Source organism: Paenibacillus caui (assembly GCF_019904135.1).
In the GTDB taxonomy this organism is placed as follows: domain Bacteria; phylum Bacillota; class Bacilli; order Paenibacillales; family Paenibacillaceae; genus Fontibacillus; species Fontibacillus caui.
This window is the reverse complement of the sequence record NZ_JAIOGQ010000003.1, coordinates 61,448-76,049: the sequence shown is the minus strand read 5'-3', so window position 1 is coordinate 76,049 and position 14,602 is coordinate 61,448. Positions and strand designations below refer to the sequence as shown.

The following is a 14,602-nucleotide window of genomic DNA, read 5'->3' as shown; positions in this document are numbered from 1 at the left end:
TCTCCCGGGTCCGTTTCACTACAGCTTCCGTACCGGCTCCCACCCTTCCGGCTCTCTTGAACTTCCGCTATACAGCTACTCTCCCGATCTTCGATTTTGCATTAATTTCTAATCATTATAGAGAGAACAGCGTAAAAAATCAAGCATCAAGATAAAAAAGAACGCTCCCGGACAAACCGGAAACGCTCTGCTTTGTAAACTGATGTCTGGCAAGTTTCAGGAATCAAATGTCGGAAGCGAGTCCAGATTGTTGGTCGGATCGCCATCCGCGTCCCCGCGGATATAAAATTCCCCGTCCCGGCCTTTGAATACATTGACGCCGGCTATTGCCCCGCTCTGTACTTCGCGCAGCGCATCTTCATAAGCAAGAACGCGCCCGCTGGACGTCTTGAAGGCGGTCAGATCGCCGTCTCCATTTTTCCGGACTGCTATAAAGGTTTCTCTTGTAGGTAAAGCCATCATCATCACAGCTCCTTGATGTGGATTTCCTTCAATTGCAGGATAGCGTTATGATGTCCGGAAATGGATAGCTTATTCAAGCCGTTACAGCTTTTTCTCCATTCGGTGATGCATAATGCCCGCATCCTCAAACGGTTCCTGACTGGCCACCTCATAACCAAGCTTTTCATAAAACGGTACGGCATGAAGCTGCCCGTCCAGAACGGCTTTCTCAAAGCCAAGCTCGCGGGCCAGCTCCTCGAGCGCCAGCATCAGAACTTGGCCGATGCCCTGGGAGCGGAACTCTTTCCGGACGGCTATACGCTGCATTTTCGCCGCGTTATCCTTATAATAGGTAATTCTTCCGGTTGCGGCATTTTTGCCGTCTTGCTCAATCAGCAGATGATGGGCATCCGGACTGATGCGGTCGAACTCGTCGATTTCCAGCTCGATGGGAACTTGCTGCTCCTCGACAAAAACCTCCTTGCGGATATCCAGACAGCTCTGAAGCTGTTCTTCTGTTCTAACGGGTATGATCACAGCGGCCATTAAACGAATAACCTCCTATGTACAAGTACTTAACCGCATTATTATACAAAAAAATGACCGGCATGCATACATCGGCTGTTTACCGTTCTTATGGCAGTCTTAATCTGTCCGGGTTGTACACGTCCGACTCTACGGAAGATCCGTACACATCATCGATCATCGGCAGGTCCGTCGAAGATTCCGGCATCTGCATTTGAAGCGTCTGTTCACTTGGCTTCATCGCCCCGCAGCCGGTTAGGACTGAAAGAATCAGCCCGCACAGCGCTGCTCCCAGCACTGCCCTGACGGAAACGGAAATGATACTGATGCGCTTCGTTTTCTTTTTCTTCAAGCTATTGTTCACTGCGGACCCTCCCTCGCACGGCTAAATTCAATATCCATTGTTGCCGCGGATAGGAGGTTTATACGCAAAATCTGTTTGACAGTTAGCCATCGGGATGATATCATATTACTTGTTCCCTTTATTTTGATCTGCTAGCTCAGCTGGGAGAGCACCATCTTGACAGGGTGGGGGTCAGTGGTTCGAGCCCACTGCAGATCATACGAGAAAAACCCTTGAGGCATGAGGCTTCAAGGGTTTTTCTTTCTTGAAAGTACTATTAAAAATGTCTTTTGGGGTCTAATCGGGGTCTGATTTTACTTCAGGTAAATTGCGAATTCACTATCAAGTATCATTATACGTTCGGCATATCCGTCTGAATTGAATATTGCAGAAATCACATATGTACTCTTCGCATCATCTTCTGACTTAGGTGATATCTTATTCAAGAACTTGCCTTCTTTACTGTCATAAGCATAATCCAAGTTTAATGGAGTCTGGTCGATGGCATGCTTTTCTCCATACATTTTTTTTATCTTGCCTTTAAGCATCTTTATTTCAGCTCCACGAGTTGTTTTATAGTGACCATTCGAATGCTCACGTAACGCAATTCCTGCAACTGAATCATCTCTATAAAATACTGAAACTCCAGATTTATAATCAATCATTCCTAATGCAGATTTGTCACCTGTTCCTAATATATCTTCAGCTTCTGTCCTGCTCATTCCATAAATAACTTTGTTTCCGCTATCGATTTGAACAATACCCATGTCGTCTTGAGAAAATGTGTCCGGTTTGAAATCTATATTACTGCATGCACTTAAAATTATAGTCACTATAAAAGTCAAGTATAGCATGTACTTTTTCACAAGATCACCCCTACCATTTTCTCTAAATTTTACCACGAAAAAGGTGGATTTATATGCTCAAATAAGCCTTCAAAATGGTTTACTATTTCCCGAAAACTGAGTGGTTTTATTTCGTATATTTTCTAAGTAATTTGATTACGAGATATACTATATATCCAACAAATATCGCACATAAAATTGGTAGTATAATCCCTATAAATTTTAACATTTCCATCCTCCCTCAGTGTTTTATGTAATTATATTACAAAAAAATCAGGAAGAAAGAAATGAAAAATCCGTACTCAAACACTTGCGTGGCGCGGATTTTAAGACGAAATTCGGTATTGCCTCCGCTTATTTTCTTCATACCATAAATCCTTAACAGAATGATGCCCGTTCATCTGGTACAATATTTTCATAAGAATAACATTGATTTTCAATGGATTTTGCCAACTTTATCTATTGATACTATACTACGAGTAAAGTTCATTGTTGATTGTGATCCCGCCGTTCGTGCTTGACAAAAAAAGCAATGTATTGGAGTGATCATCCATGAAAAAAGTGCTGATCCCCGTTGTCGGAACCCTTGGCGCAGGGGTAATCATCATCTCAGGCATGTCCACTTTTGCTCACAAAGATAATCCTTTCTCCGCCTCCCCTCCTGTGAACCTTGCTTCTTCCGGCAATGATGCTTCAGCTACAACCAGCACCCCTAGCGTAAAAACGCTGGGACTTGTCGATATCCACTACCAGCTTTACCATCTGGACAGGCTTGCCAGCAATCAGATTGCAATCTGGATTGAAGACAGCCAGGGCAACTATGTAAAAACGCTGCGCGCATCGAGCTTTACGGCGAATGGCGGTTACAGAACAAGACCGGAAAGCCTTCCGGAATGGCGCGAAGCGGCAAACTGGGAGAATGCTTCGGAAAATGAAATCAAGCGAGTCAGTCTTCCCGAGCAGGAACCGGGAATGCATGTCGTGTACTGGGATTGCACGGATGAGTCCGGCCAGGCGGTCGATCCCGGAACCTACGTTTATAAAGTTGAAGGCAATATTTTCTGGGAAAACCGCGTGATTTACACCGGCGAAATCGCTGTCGGCAGCGATTTCGCCGGTGAGACGAAAGCCAAAGTCGAATATAAACCTGCAGATGCTGAATCCCAAGGAACGCTTCTGGAAAATGTAAGCGCAGGATTCAAGCCAGGGGCAAGCATCGCTTCCGCTCAGCAGGAACCGGTCACTCAAACCAGAGGATCCTGAGAATGGCGACATTCCAAATCCGGGCGATGAACACCAGCATCCTGACCGCCGGACTGAGCGCTGAGGACGCGGCACAAGTGTTCCAGTGGTTCCGATTCATTGAAGCAAAATTTTCACGCTTCCTGCCTGCAAGCGAGCTCAGTCTTGTGAACGGGAAGGCAGGAGAGGCCACAAAAGTCTCCGAGCTTTTTGCGCATCTTGTATATGAATCTCTTCATTACTTTGAAGAGACTGGCGGTATTTTTACTCCTTTTTTGGGAAAAACGCTGTCAGGATCAGGCTACGGGCAATCTTTTGAAAAAGTAGAACGGGAAAATGCGCGGACCGATGACCCGGTTGATAATCCTACGGGATTCGTAGAACCGATTCGGTTCAACCTGGACCTGCGGACCGTGAATATTAATGACGAATGTTTGTTCGATTTTGGCGGAATCGCCAAAGGCTGGAGTGCGGAGCAAATGGCTGCGTCCTTGATGAAAAAAGGACGGAAGGAAGGACTAATCGACGCTGGCGGCGATATCATGTCCTGGAAAAGCGGGAGTTCCGGAGAACCTTGGCTGATCGGCATCGCGCATCCCTATTCGGATGACAAAACAATCGCCAGGCTGCAGTTGAAGGAACAGGCAGGCGTCGCTACAAGCAGCGTTATCAAACGGAGCTGGAAGCTGGATGGACGCAAAATGCATCATATCATCGACCCGCGCACCGGGCTTCCCGCCGAGTCGGACCTTGTTCAAGCGACTGTAATCGGCCGGACGCTTGTTCCATGTGAAATCTACGCGAAATGTCTGCTGATTCTGGGTAGCGAACAAGGCCCTTCCTGGTTAAGATTACGCCAACCTGAGCTTGCCTATATTCTGGTCGATCAACAGGGGCGGCTTTCAGCCTCTTTGAATATTGACCAATACCTGGATGAAGCGGATCTGTCAAAGCAAATCACACTTGATGGATCATGAAGGGAGCATTTTTTCATGGAACATAAGCACAAACCGTTAAAATGGATAACCGTCATTGCCCTCATCATGATCTACGCCATTTTTATAGAAATGGTTCGCCGTTCCGGATCGCCGCTTTCAACCGTTCCAACATGGGTGATCACGCGGACACTCGGAATTACCGCTTACCTGCTGCTGTTTCTTGGAATATGCCTTGGAATTACATACGGCATGCCGATCTGGAAAGGGAAACAAAAAATCCGATCCAGGGTTAGAGATTTTCATTTTCTGACCAACACTGGCGGCGTTTTTCTGGCGATGCTGCATCCGATGCTGCTCGTGATTGATGCCTATGTTCCCTTTTCCTGGGGACAGCTGATCGTCCCGTTCACAGGACCCAAAGAACCGTTTATCTACGGGCTGGGGACATTGACTCTGTACGGACTTCTGTTCGTCGTTACCACGACCGATCTGAGGGCAAAAATGTCCGTCAAACTGTGGCGCGCCATTCACCTTTCGGCCTACATTCTCTTTATTTTCGCGCTTGCTCACGGAATGATGGGGGGCACGGATACGAGAAAAATCTGGATTTTTTCGATGTACGTCGTTACTTTCTGCACGGTGCTTGCTCTGATGATTGCACAAGTGACCATGATCAGCAGCCTGAAGAAGAGAGCGCAGCACGGTCAGCATGTCCGTGAAAAAAATAGCATGAGATTTCATTCTTAACTGGTCGGGCAAGTAGTTCGAGTGATTCGAGCCTACTGCAGATTGCACGAGAACAACCTTGAGGCCGTTGGCTTCAAGGTTGTTTACTATGTTGAGCGGGATACATAAAAGAGAGCCTTCGTCATTTTTACATAATTCAGCCTAAAATCGACATTTAGACCTATATTCAAGGCAAATTGTGTGATTTTGTCTATTTTTGTGGATATATTTTCCTAGTTCTGATAGAGTCGGCGACTCGGTAACTTTTAATGATTTGGTAATCACCTTGAATTCTGTGAAAGACAACAGTGGAGACGATCTCATGAAACCTGCGGAAGGGAATGTTTATAAAGTTATCGATGTAACTGTTGAAAACAAAGGCACAGAGGACACTGTGGTTTCGTCCGTCATGAATACAAGCCTTGCGGACAGCGATGGCTATAAATACAACATATCGATCGTAACCTTCATTAATAATCAGCTGGACGGATCCGTCCCGGCAGGTCGCAAATTAAGAGGTCAGGTCGCTTATGAGGTTCCAAAGGGTGCAAAAGGATTGGAGTTTATTTTTTCCGATCCTTTAACAAACGGTCAAGCCATTTGGAGCTTGAAATAATCAATAGCTCTGCTCTCTTTCACCAGATTGTCCCCTTGAAGCAGACATTGCCCTCCCAATGAAGCTTTAGGTGATTTTTTAGCAAGAAAAAGTTCACTGCCTGGCGCAAGCCGGGCAGTGAAACTTTTTCCGGGAGATTGCTGCGATAGGTCAGTGTAAGTGCTGCTCAGAGATTTCGCTAAGCGCATCGCCGGCGTTATCCACAAAAATGTTGTGAACGGCCAAATCGCCGATGGAAATTACCCCGATCAACCGGTCGCCTTCCGTGACAGGCAGACGGCGGATTTTTTGCTGGGACATGAGCTCTGCTGCTTCATCCACAGACATGTCCGGAGTAGCGGTCCGAATTCCTTTGGTCATGACCGTTTCGACGGAAGAGGACCCGGAGTGCTTCTCCGCATAGCCGCGGATCACAAGGTCACGGTCTGTTACGACCCCGACCAGTTTCTCGCTTCCCGGACTTTCCACGACCGGAATAAACCCGGTGTCGTTATCTCTCATTTTAACGGCAATTTCAAAAATGTTATCCTGCGGGGTTACCGTTACAATGTCATCGGTCATAAATTCACTGACTTTTTTCATGTACATCCCCTCCTTTCGGATTTTAGGTTGCCCGGATTCCGGTTTCACATTCGCCAGCTTGAAAAAAAGCCGGGAGGCTCTTCCGCTTTCACCTTTGACTGGGCTTTTGCATAGACTGCCATATCTACATGAATAATTTGGAGGTCGTCAATGATGTCTGTAACTCCTACTCAGGCTTCGGTCATTTATCAGCTTCATCCGAATGCGGCAGAGTCCATGAAAGGCGTTCGGGACCAGTTATATGAATCCTGCGGCAAATATTTAAACCGTCCGATCCGTGTTAAAACTATGGATGGACACGTTTATGAAGGCACTCTGGTGTCGCTGGACGGAGGACATCTCTACCTAAAAGTGTCGCCTCAAACTACAATGCCCCGGAGCGCTTCCCGGCTACAGAGCCCTCTACCCGCCTTATTACCCTTATTACCCTTCTTACTATTACTACAATACCATCCTTCCCCTTGTACTGTATGAGCTGCTGGTTATAAGCCTGCTGTAGCATGCGGTACGAACCGGGTCCACTGGGTCCGGTTTTTTTTACAAACCCGTACACTCCCTTCTTCCGCGATCCAAATAAATATTGACGCCGCAGGGTTCCTTCAAGGAGCCATTGCAAAAAGCACCGGCGAACATCCCGCTGTCCAAGGTTGGTGGGCCGCTTTTCTGGAACATGCGTCGCTGCCTGGAGTGAAGTTCTTTAATATTCTTCATCGCTGGGTTCTTCCTTTCCTCCGCAATTTGTTCAGACATGGTGGCCCTGCAGATCCTGCAAAAACACCGACCCCTATCAAAACAAAACATAATGCATAACCTGAAAATCAAAAGGGATATCCTCCTGGCTGAAAAATTCGGCTCAAGAGGATATCCTTTTAGTATAAAACATAGCCATTTTAGCCCTTCCATTCCCACTGTTTATCCGGTATTCCGGCTTCGTGCATATTCATCATCTGCAGCAGGGTCACCGGGTCCTCCGCTACATGAATGGAACTCAGGCTCGCCGGAGCCGAAAATCCCTCACGGATGCTGTGCCCTATTAGTTCAAGCAGCGGACCATAATATCCGCGGACATTAAGCAGTCCGACCGGCTTTCGGTGAAGTCCGATTTGGGACCAGCACAGCACTTCAAACAGCTCTTCAAAGGTTCCGATTCCGCCCGGCAGAGCAATAAACCCATCCGACAATTCCCCCATCTTCGCTTTTCGCTCATGCATTCCGCTTACCTCGATCAGCTCGGTCAATTCGCGGTGGACAATCTCGGCTTTAAACAGCCCTGTAGGCATAATACCTGTCACTTCACCGCCGCATGCCAAAGCTTCATTGGCCGCATAGCCCATCAAACCATTACGCGAGCCTCCATAGACAAGCCGGATGCCGGCACGGGCCAACGTTTGGCCCAAACTCACCGCTGTATCTACATATTCCGGATGAATGCCAAGGCGGCTCCCAGCAAAAACACAAACGGATTGCACTCCGCTCAACTCCCGTTCCTTAGTGATGATTACTTGCTATATAAGTTTGAAAGAATGATTGAATCATGTGTCACTACAAAGATGGATAGTTCTTACAATCGCTGTTCTTTAGCAACTTATATAGCTATAATTTATATTTTACTATATCCAGTAATGTTTATGTTAGAACCGGGAAGGCCCCCCTTACGTTTGGACGCTCGCTTGCTCCGCTGTTCTTTTGCCACCCGGCGCTCCGGCTTAAGACCACAACAGCTCTACCGCGGCTTCCGCCATTTCTTTTCTGCATCGATATTTTCTTTGGCCGGGCCATATGCTATCCATCTAAAACGTGCTACACTGAACACAATGTTATTTTACATAGGATAATAACGCCAAGTTTTGTAAAGTTAGAAGTCTCGTATACAAGGAGGCAGTCCCTTATGAAGGAACCCATTTTTCTGAATCCCGTATTTCAAGAGCGAATCTGGGGCGGAACGAAGCTGAAGACATTGTTCGGATATGAGATCCCGAGTGACCACACCGGGGAGTGCTGGGCCGTTTCCGCACATCCTAACGGACAGAGCGCTGTCCGAAATGGAAAATACGAAGGGCTCAAGCTTGGTGAACTATGGACGGACCATCAAGAGCTGTTCCGTTCGGATTCCGCCGTGTTCCCGCTCCTGACCAAACTGCTGGATGCATCCGACGATTTGTCCGTACAGGTCCATCCTGATGATGCCTATGCCGGCGATCATGAGAACGGTGAGCTGGGCAAGACGGAGTGCTGGTATATTGTCGATGCCGAGCCCGGAGCCGAGATTGTCTACGGACATGAAGCCGCAAGCAAGGAGCAGCTTGTGCGCTGGATTAAGGATGGCAAATGGGACGAGCTTCTGTCCAAAATCGCCGTCAAGCCCGGCGACTTCTTCTATGTTCCGAGCGGAACGATCCACGCGCTTGGCAAGGGCATTGTCGTCCTGGAGACGCAGCAAAGCTCGGACACGACCTACCGGGTTTATGATTATGACCGCAAAGACAGCGCAGGCAAGTCCCGGGAGCTCCATCTCGAAAAAGCGATTGATGTGACGACCATCCCGCAGCATTTTGTGCCTTTAGAACAGACAACGGTTCAGCAGGACGGCACACAAATAATCACTTATGTATCCAATGACTTCTTCACCGTGCAAAAGTGGGAGGTTGCCGGACTAACCTCATTTGACCCGAGCGCGAAGTACCAAATTTTTAGCGCTATTGACGGTGAGGGCGAATTAAAGGCGAATGGCCAGTCCTATACGGTTCGCAAAGGAGACCATTTTATTTTGCCGGTTGACTTTGGTCCTTATGAACTCCATGGCAAGCTTCAGCTTATCGTTTCCTGGGAATGATTTCATTATGTGTATAAACAGCGAAACAGGGCATCTCCCAGAGCCTTGAAAATCATGAGATACCCTGTTTCACTATCCATATTCGAAAACCTAATCGTTCCAGACATCGTCCATCAGCTTCTGGATGCTGCGAGTTCTTGAAGCTGTGGCCACCGGATCGGTTACCCACTGTTTCCCGTTCCATTCCATTACATCTCCTGCACAAGCATCCGGGCTAACCTGCGCCCGAAGAATATCCTTCATCATCCCATCGATTTCGATAACGGCGTAATCACCTTCGAAGCGTTCCAAAATCCCTTTCACAAAAACCCTCTCACCTCTCGCTTGTAATATGCAGTTCAGATCCGTCAGAATCTGCTTCGACCGTCCCCTGAAGATCATTTCGATAAACCTCGACTCCCTGCTTCTTCAGGCGCTGCAGTATCGTTTTTGTCGGATGGCCGTAATTATTGTCTTTGCCTACTTGAATAATGCCATACCGAGGATGTACCGCCTTGAGAAACTGCGAGGATGTCGAGGATTTGGAACCGTGATGCCCCACTAGAAGAACATCCGCCCTGAGGTCGGCTCCGGATGCGATCATATCCTTCTCGCTTTCGATTTCGGCATCACCGGTGAGCAGAAAAGAAGTACTGCCATAGACGACCTTCACAACAGCGCTCTTGTCATTGTCGTCGTCATAATTTTTCACAGGAGCCAGCATATTTACCCTTACTCCATCTTCCCAATCCAGAGTTAACCCTGCCTTGGCCGTATTCACCTTAAGTCCTTTCCGCTTGATCGAAGTCAGCACAGACTCGAAGGTCTTCGTATTCGAAGCCGCTTTAGGCATATAAATCCTGCCGACGTCCGCGTAATCAATAACCTTATCCAGGCCCCCGATATGGTCGGCATCCGGGTGGGTCCCCATGACGATATCCAGCCTTGTCACTCCATACTGGCGCAAATAGTTCAGCATAACCTGTTCCTTGTCGTTGTTGCCGGCATCAATCAGCATCGTCTTCCCCGTTGGACCAATCAGCAATTGGGAGGCCCCCTGCCCGACATCCAAAAAGATAACTCTGAGCTTGCCTTCCCCATTCTCCGAATGAAGCGCTCCAGACTTAGAATCACCCGGCAAACTGACAGAACATCCCGACAGCATTAGCAAGACGGTTAGCAGGAGAATAAACCTTAAAGAAAAGCTTTTCAAACTGGAATGATGATTTGCTTGTCGATGTAGAAACATGGCTGCACAATCCTTCTATGTATGTATTAAGAACGTATGTTCTTTATAGTATATCGTAATTTTGACCTTTCCGCAATAAAACGACAAATTACGCCGTCATGAGACGCCATCAAAAAAAGTCCGCCTCTCCAAGGAAGCGGACCTTACCTGTGAAAATATTTATTTTACAGATACATAGATCGTTATGGTTTTGTCGCCAAATTTCGCTTTAACTGTTGCGGCCCCTTTAGCTATGGCCTCAATCTTGCCGGCTGTGACCTTCACTGCCGACGTATTGCTGCTTGTCCACTCTGCACTGCCCGTTACCGTTTCCGTTTTGCCTGTATCATATAGAGCCGTTACGGAAACAGCCTTGCTGCTGCCCGGAGATAGAGCAAGCCTTTTGTCGCTGGCCGTAAGCTTCGTCAGTTTGGGAACGACATTGACCGTTACTTTGTATTCTTTCCCCTGGTACGTTCCCGTCAACGTTGCCGTTCCTTCAGCTACTCCTCTTACGGTTGAATTGCTGACTGCGGCTACAGCCGGGTTGGAGGAAATCCAGTTCATTTTGGTGGAAAGGATAACGGACTTGCCGTCCGCGTAAAAGCCTTTGACTTTGATGCTCTTTGTCCTTTTAATGTTCAACATGGCAGTCTGCGGATCAATGACAACGGTTATAACTTCAGGCTCAACCGTGACCGGTATTTTTACCGTCCCGTTCGAATACTTGCCGGTTAATATCGCGCTGCCTCTCACCAAGCCTTTCATTGAGCCGTTCTTGATCACCGCACTCGCCCCTGATAGCGACCACTCCATCTTGGATGTGACATCCTCTTCATCCCCATTCCCAAACACAGCGGTTACTTCAGGCAGCGAAGCCGTCTTGCCGGCAATCAGTTGAAAGCTTTCCACGCTTGGCATCAGGAGAAGCACTTTCTCCGACACCTTAACTGTAACGGTAGCAACCGTTCTGGAACCGATCGTTCCGGTCAAAACAGCTGCTCCGGTATCCACCGCTTTAAACTTGCTTCCGTCCACTGTCACTGCCGCCTCATTGCCCGATTTCCACTGCACGACTCTGGTGAAGTCCTGCTCTTCCTCGTTTAGAAGGGTGCCAGTCACTTTGGGAGCAGACTCGGAATCACCTTTTAGCATATCCAGCTCTTCGGACGCAACCTTAAAGCTCGTAACCGTTGAATAAACCGTTACCTGGAATTCCTTGCTGATTCCGAGGTAAGAAACCGTGATCGTTGACGTTCCAGCCGATTTCGGAGTGATTACCCCTGCGCTCACTGCTGCAGCCAGAGGATTGGAAGATTTCCATTCCGCTTCAGCCGTCACCTCTGTGGAACTGTTGCTAGAGCTTTTGACCCACGCCGTAACCGGTTTGCTGTTATCGTTCAGGAACAGAACTGCATTTTTCACAAAATCCGTATCTTTCAGAATCAATGCTTCATACGGATTGCGGACATAAACATCCTTCTGGACCGTGCTTCCCAAATAAGATGCCGTGATCGTCGCCTTACCCAACGTCAGCGCAGTTACTTTGCCGTCCTCCACCTTGGCAACCGAAGTGTTGGAGGAAGACCATTCGGCCTTGTCGGTAACATCCACTTGTCCCGTACCGTCTGTATTTCTTGTAGTGACTTTAAGCTGTTCTGAACCGCCGGAAACCATCTCCAGATCGTCATCCGTCTCGAAGCCGAGACTTCCGAAAGGAGCCGTGACCTTTATGTTCACACTGGCAGAGAGGCCCTTGTAGTCAGCCTTGATTGTCGCCGTACCTTTGGACACCGGGGTCAGCAATCCCCCCTCTACCTTGACAATACTGCTGTTCGATGAGGACCAGGCCGTATCGTTGGTAACATCTTTGTCTGATGCCCCTTCAATCTCCGCAATGACGCGAAGCTGTTCCGTGGTCTCGTTGACGGTTAGAACAATATCACGATCGTTGTCAAACCGGATCGAGTTCACATCCCCCGTTGTTGCAAAGACATTGGCTGGAATAACGGTCGATACCATTAAAACGATTGAAAGAAACCATTTCATCACTTTCCTGTTTCCAATCATTCGTGTCGCTCCTTTTTGTCTTTCCGTGTTCGGTCTAATTACCCAAACCTATGTACTTTTATCGACATGAATCTTCATATTTGTTACCTTTTACATGATTTTCCTTGAAAAATAGACATAAAGACCTAATTTCCGCGGATCGATCTGGCGACAAAACAGTATTCCTGTTTAAGCAGCTTTTCGCCGCTTCTCAGCGTAACTTCCACTTTGTCATGGGCTACGATAATCGCCCGATAGCGGATGACCCGGTCTCCTTTCCATACGGTCACGGGGGAACGGAAAAGAATGGCGTTCTCATATTGAAGGCTGTCGTTCAGCACATAGCCTACGGAATGAGGATGTGCCGAAACGCCTGCTGCCGGTCCCCTTCGAAAAGGGCCAGGCTCCGATGGCATAATCTTCAATATATCGTCAGCCGAAATATAAACCGGTTTGGGACCGAGCTGCAGACGTCCCTTTTCCGGATCCCAGCCATCAACACGCGCCGAATAAGTGCGGTCGTCATTGATGCGAAAAACCGTGACATGGCGACCGATCCATTTCTCAAACTCCAATCCGTTCATCTCCTTTAACTTCCGTCCCCAAAGGCAAAAGAAAAGCTTCAATTGCTTACTTTCTGCCGTAGTCCGCTTTGATTTCTCCCCACCGCTTTGTCTGCCATTTCAGTATTTGGGTTTCATACTTGTTGCTGTGCAGCCAGTTTAGCGCCCGGTCAACAAGGCCCCAGATTTCAGCTGTCGAGTCGTCCCGGACCAGAGTCGTGGATACCGCCTTCTTTCTGACCCAGTTGATGGCATTCTCGGAATCGGAATAAATCACTTTGTCGCTGCCCGTTTTCTTCAAATGCGCGAGGGCATGTACGATAGCCAGAAATTCTCCGAGATTGTTGGTTCCTTTGCTGATCGGCCCGACCGAGAAAATCACTTCTCCCGAAGCGGTATCGACTCCCTTGTATTCCACGGGCCCGGGATTTCCGCGTGTTCCCACATCGACGGAAATGCTGTTGTAATTGATTTCAGCCGAAGCAAACCCACTACCTGCCGCCTTGGCGCTTGCCGTGCCTCTTCCACCCTTCTGCGCTCCGCAGCCCCAGTTCCCCTTCCAGCCTGCCTTGTAGGCCGCTTCCGCTTCCACTTTGGAGGAATAAGATTTATACTTCGCATTCGGATACTGGCTGGTCTGCTTCTGGCATTCCGCCCAGCTGCTATAAACACCTGGCGTTTTGCCTTCCCATACCACATAATATTTTTGTCCTGCCACCTGGTTCAACTCCTAACACAGCTTATTATATGAAAAAAATCCTCCTTACTCCAATCTGCCGGTCAGCAGGCAGTTCGGGTAAAGGAGGATTTATAGATTATGCCGAGGACCGGGCTCGAACCGGTACGGTAGTCACCTACCGCAGGATTTTAAGTCCTGTGCGTCTGCCAATTCCGCCACCCCGGCAAGGATTCAGGTACATCGCCTGAAGCAGACAACCTTTTAAATGTCACAAAAATTATTATATCCATAAACCAGGTCAAGATCAACCCTTTTTTTTGGAAAGCTGCATGAATGAAAGAAAAAGCTGTTAAGCATAATAACGTGGTTATTTCTCAGGGGGGAGCGGAGCTGCTCAAGCATCAGAATTCGCAACCGGTGAGAAAATACGGGCATAAAAGCAAAAAAGCGGGTCCGTAAGGACCGCCTTTTTGTCTTCGACCGCTATTTTTAAATGAAGAAGGAACGGGTAATAATGACCAACAGAATAAAGAGTACCAGGATCGTACCTGTCGAAGTCCAGAAATGGCCTGGGCCGACTGGGCCGACCGGACCGACCGGACCGCAGCCGACTCCACCAACAACGCCACCCATGTGAATTCCTCCTTTAGTTTGTGGATATATCATAAAATATGATGAATTCGAGGATACGCTTGGGTATATGCCTGCCGGTCGGCTAAAAAACTGAGCAGCCGCCTTGCCGAGATCATACCGATATCAGAACGAAGAAAGGATGTTCGTCCATGGATCACAAGAACGAAGAACTTCATCAGGAGCCCGGCTTCGATTCCCTTCCCGATCCGGATCCCGAAAGGCCCGCCCCTACCGATTATATTGAAGAGGCCGTAGGGGACATGATGAATGAAATCCAGGAGGATTTGACGGACAAACCGGAGGATCCGGACACAGCAAACAAATCAAACTCCTAAATGCATTTAAGCATTGCCTAAAACAACAGCCGGGCTAAAGAGAGA

General features: G+C 48.0%; 18 protein-coding genes, 2 tRNA genes, 1 pseudogene and 1 other annotated feature (1 of these 22 only partly in view). Of the genes and pseudogenes, 8 read left to right on the top strand and 13 right to left on the bottom strand.

Annotation, left to right across the window (positions count from 1 at the left end; all coding sequences use genetic code 11):
• Positions 1–100, bottom strand: a binding site (T-box leader) (it extends 126 nt beyond the left edge of the window).
• A 116-nt stretch (positions 101–216) separates the two neighbouring features.
• From K7397_RS02800 to K7397_RS02790, 3 genes are all read right to left on the bottom strand, one after another.
• Positions 217–459, bottom strand: coding sequence for a DUF3892 domain-containing protein (locus tag K7397_RS02800; protein ID WP_223066509.1), 243 nt, complete (start codon positions 457–459; stop codon positions 217–219).
• 84 nt (positions 460–543) lie between these two features.
• On the bottom strand, positions 544–987 hold the full coding sequence (locus tag K7397_RS02795) for a GNAT family N-acetyltransferase (protein ID WP_223066422.1): 444 nt from the start codon (positions 985–987) through the stop codon (positions 544–546).
• Between the two features lie 88 nt (positions 988–1,075).
• Positions 1,076–1,330 (bottom strand): hypothetical protein, encoded by a 255-nt coding sequence (locus tag K7397_RS02790; RefSeq protein ID WP_223066421.1) that lies wholly within the window; start codon positions 1,328–1,330, stop codon positions 1,076–1,078.
• 125 nt (positions 1,331–1,455) lie between these two features.
• On the opposite strand from K7397_RS02790, the gene K7397_RS02785 reads away from it, so the two are divergent.
• Positions 1,456–1,528, top strand: a tRNA-Val gene (locus tag K7397_RS02785).
• Positions 1,529–1,623: 95 nt separating this feature from the next.
• Here K7397_RS02785 and K7397_RS02780 read toward each other — a convergent pair.
• Positions 1,624–2,175: a hypothetical protein gene (locus K7397_RS02780; RefSeq protein ID WP_223066420.1), complete on the bottom strand. Its 552-nt coding sequence runs from the start codon at positions 2,173–2,175 to the stop codon at positions 1,624–1,626.
• 531 nt (positions 2,176–2,706) lie between these two features.
• Here K7397_RS02780 and K7397_RS02775 point away from each other — a divergent pair.
• The 4 genes from K7397_RS02775 to K7397_RS02760 all read left to right on the top strand — a co-directional run bounded on the left by K7397_RS02775 (position 2,707) and on the right by K7397_RS02760 (position 5,676).
• Positions 2,707–3,417, top strand: a complete 711-nt coding sequence (locus K7397_RS02775) for a DUF2271 domain-containing protein (RefSeq protein WP_223066419.1) — start codon at positions 2,707–2,709, stop codon at positions 3,415–3,417.
• Positions 3,418–3,419: 2 nt separating this feature from the next.
• Positions 3,420–4,373 carry an FAD:protein FMN transferase gene (locus K7397_RS02770; RefSeq protein WP_223066418.1) on the top strand — a complete coding sequence of 318 codons (954 nt, stop codon included), beginning with the start codon at positions 3,420–3,422 and terminating at the stop codon, positions 4,371–4,373.
• A gap of 15 nt (positions 4,374–4,388) precedes the next feature.
• Positions 4,389–5,081 carry a ferric reductase-like transmembrane domain-containing protein gene (locus K7397_RS02765; RefSeq protein ID WP_223066417.1) on the top strand — a complete coding sequence of 231 codons (693 nt, stop codon included), beginning with the start codon at positions 4,389–4,391 and terminating at the stop codon, positions 5,079–5,081.
• A gap of 196 nt (positions 5,082–5,277) precedes the next feature.
• Positions 5,278–5,676 (top strand): DUF4352 domain-containing protein, encoded by a 399-nt coding sequence (locus K7397_RS02760; protein WP_273545564.1) that lies wholly within the window; start codon positions 5,278–5,280, stop codon positions 5,674–5,676.
• Between the two features lie 150 nt (positions 5,677–5,826).
• Here the strand turns inward: K7397_RS02760 and K7397_RS02755 are convergent, their stop codons facing one another.
• Complete coding sequence (locus tag K7397_RS02755) at positions 5,827–6,258, bottom strand: CBS domain-containing protein (RefSeq protein WP_223066415.1); 432 nt, start codon at positions 6,256–6,258, stop codon at positions 5,827–5,829.
• A 582-nt stretch (positions 6,259–6,840) separates the two neighbouring features.
• Here K7397_RS02755 and K7397_RS21270 point away from each other — a divergent pair.
• Positions 6,841–6,966: pseudogene (locus K7397_RS21270) on the top strand (Crp/Fnr family transcriptional regulator); the annotation flags it as partial.
• A 182-nt stretch (positions 6,967–7,148) separates the two neighbouring features.
• On the opposite strand, the gene K7397_RS02745 reads toward K7397_RS21270, so the two are convergent.
• A complete protein-coding gene (locus K7397_RS02745) occupies positions 7,149–7,727 on the bottom strand; it encodes an LOG family protein (RefSeq protein WP_223066413.1) in 579 nt (192 codons plus the stop codon).
• 419 nt (positions 7,728–8,146) lie between these two features.
• On the opposite strand from K7397_RS02745, the gene manA reads away from it, so the two are divergent.
• Complete coding sequence (gene manA, locus K7397_RS02740; RefSeq protein WP_223066412.1) at positions 8,147–9,091, top strand: mannose-6-phosphate isomerase, class I; 945 nt, start codon at positions 8,147–8,149, stop codon at positions 9,089–9,091.
• A 90-nt stretch (positions 9,092–9,181) separates the two neighbouring features.
• Here the strand turns inward: manA and K7397_RS02735 are convergent, their stop codons facing one another.
• The 7 genes from K7397_RS02735 to K7397_RS02705 all read right to left on the bottom strand — a co-directional run bounded on the left by K7397_RS02735 (position 9,182) and on the right by K7397_RS02705 (position 14,222).
• Entirely contained in the window at positions 9,182–9,394 is a 213-nt protein-coding gene (locus K7397_RS02735) for a DUF3006 domain-containing protein (RefSeq protein ID WP_337926665.1), read from the bottom strand.
• Between the two features lie 10 nt (positions 9,395–9,404).
• Positions 9,405–10,211, bottom strand: a complete 807-nt coding sequence (locus K7397_RS02730; protein WP_237690625.1) for a ComEC/Rec2 family competence protein — start codon at positions 10,209–10,211, stop codon at positions 9,405–9,407.
• A gap of 267 nt (positions 10,212–10,478) precedes the next feature.
• Entirely contained in the window at positions 10,479–12,368 is a 1,890-nt protein-coding gene (locus tag K7397_RS02725; protein ID WP_223066409.1) for an Ig-like domain-containing protein, read from the bottom strand.
• A gap of 125 nt (positions 12,369–12,493) precedes the next feature.
• A complete protein-coding gene (locus tag K7397_RS02720) occupies positions 12,494–12,922 on the bottom strand; it encodes a hypothetical protein (RefSeq protein WP_223066408.1) in 429 nt (142 codons plus the stop codon).
• Between the two features lie 55 nt (positions 12,923–12,977).
• The gene (gene rnhA / locus K7397_RS02715; RefSeq protein WP_223066407.1) at positions 12,978–13,628 is read right to left on the bottom strand and encodes a ribonuclease H; all 651 of its coding nucleotides are present in this window, start codon (positions 13,626–13,628) and stop codon (positions 12,978–12,980) included.
• A 100-nt stretch (positions 13,629–13,728) separates the two neighbouring features.
• Positions 13,729–13,814 (bottom strand) — tRNA-Leu (locus tag K7397_RS02710).
• 264 nt (positions 13,815–14,078) lie between these two features.
• Positions 14,079–14,222, bottom strand: coding sequence for a hypothetical protein (locus K7397_RS02705; protein WP_223066406.1), 144 nt, complete (start codon positions 14,220–14,222; stop codon positions 14,079–14,081).
• A 149-nt stretch (positions 14,223–14,371) separates the two neighbouring features.
• On the opposite strand from K7397_RS02705, the gene K7397_RS02700 reads away from it, so the two are divergent.
• The gene (locus tag K7397_RS02700) at positions 14,372–14,557 is read left to right on the top strand and encodes a hypothetical protein (RefSeq protein WP_223066405.1); all 186 of its coding nucleotides are present in this window, start codon (positions 14,372–14,374) and stop codon (positions 14,555–14,557) included.
• Positions 14,558–14,602 lie beyond the last annotated feature (45 nt).

What these genes read in the sequence shown, in the direction of transcription:
- K7397_RS02770 (WP_223066418.1), top strand. Translation starts at nt 3,420, where the DNA reads ATGGCGACATTCCAAATCCGGGCGATGAACACCAGCATCCTGACCGCC.
- K7397_RS02700 (WP_223066405.1), top strand. Translation starts at nt 14,372, where the DNA reads ATGGATCACAAGAACGAAGAACTTCATCAGGAGCCCGGCTTCGATTCC.
- manA (WP_223066412.1), top strand. Translation starts at nt 8,147, where the DNA reads ATGAAGGAACCCATTTTTCTGAATCCCGTATTTCAAGAGCGAATCTGG.
- K7397_RS02795 (WP_223066422.1), bottom strand. Translation starts at nt 987, where the DNA reads ATGGCCGCTGTGATCATACCCGTTAGAACAGAAGAACAGCTTCAGAGC.
- K7397_RS02765 (WP_223066417.1), top strand. Translation starts at nt 4,389, where the DNA reads ATGGAACATAAGCACAAACCGTTAAAATGGATAACCGTCATTGCCCTC.
- K7397_RS02755 (WP_223066415.1), bottom strand. Translation starts at nt 6,258, where the DNA reads ATGAAAAAAGTCAGTGAATTTATGACCGATGACATTGTAACGGTAACC.
- K7397_RS02725 (WP_223066409.1), bottom strand. Translation starts at nt 12,368, where the DNA reads ATGATTGGAAACAGGAAAGTGATGAAATGGTTTCTTTCAATCGTTTTA.
- K7397_RS02775 (WP_223066419.1), top strand. Translation starts at nt 2,707, where the DNA reads ATGAAAAAAGTGCTGATCCCCGTTGTCGGAACCCTTGGCGCAGGGGTA.
- K7397_RS02705 (WP_223066406.1), bottom strand. Translation starts at nt 14,222, where the DNA reads ATGGGTGGCGTTGTTGGTGGAGTCGGCTGCGGTCCGGTCGGTCCGGTC.
- K7397_RS02800 (WP_223066509.1), bottom strand. Translation starts at nt 459, where the DNA reads ATGGCTTTACCTACAAGAGAAACCTTTATAGCAGTCCGGAAAAATGGA.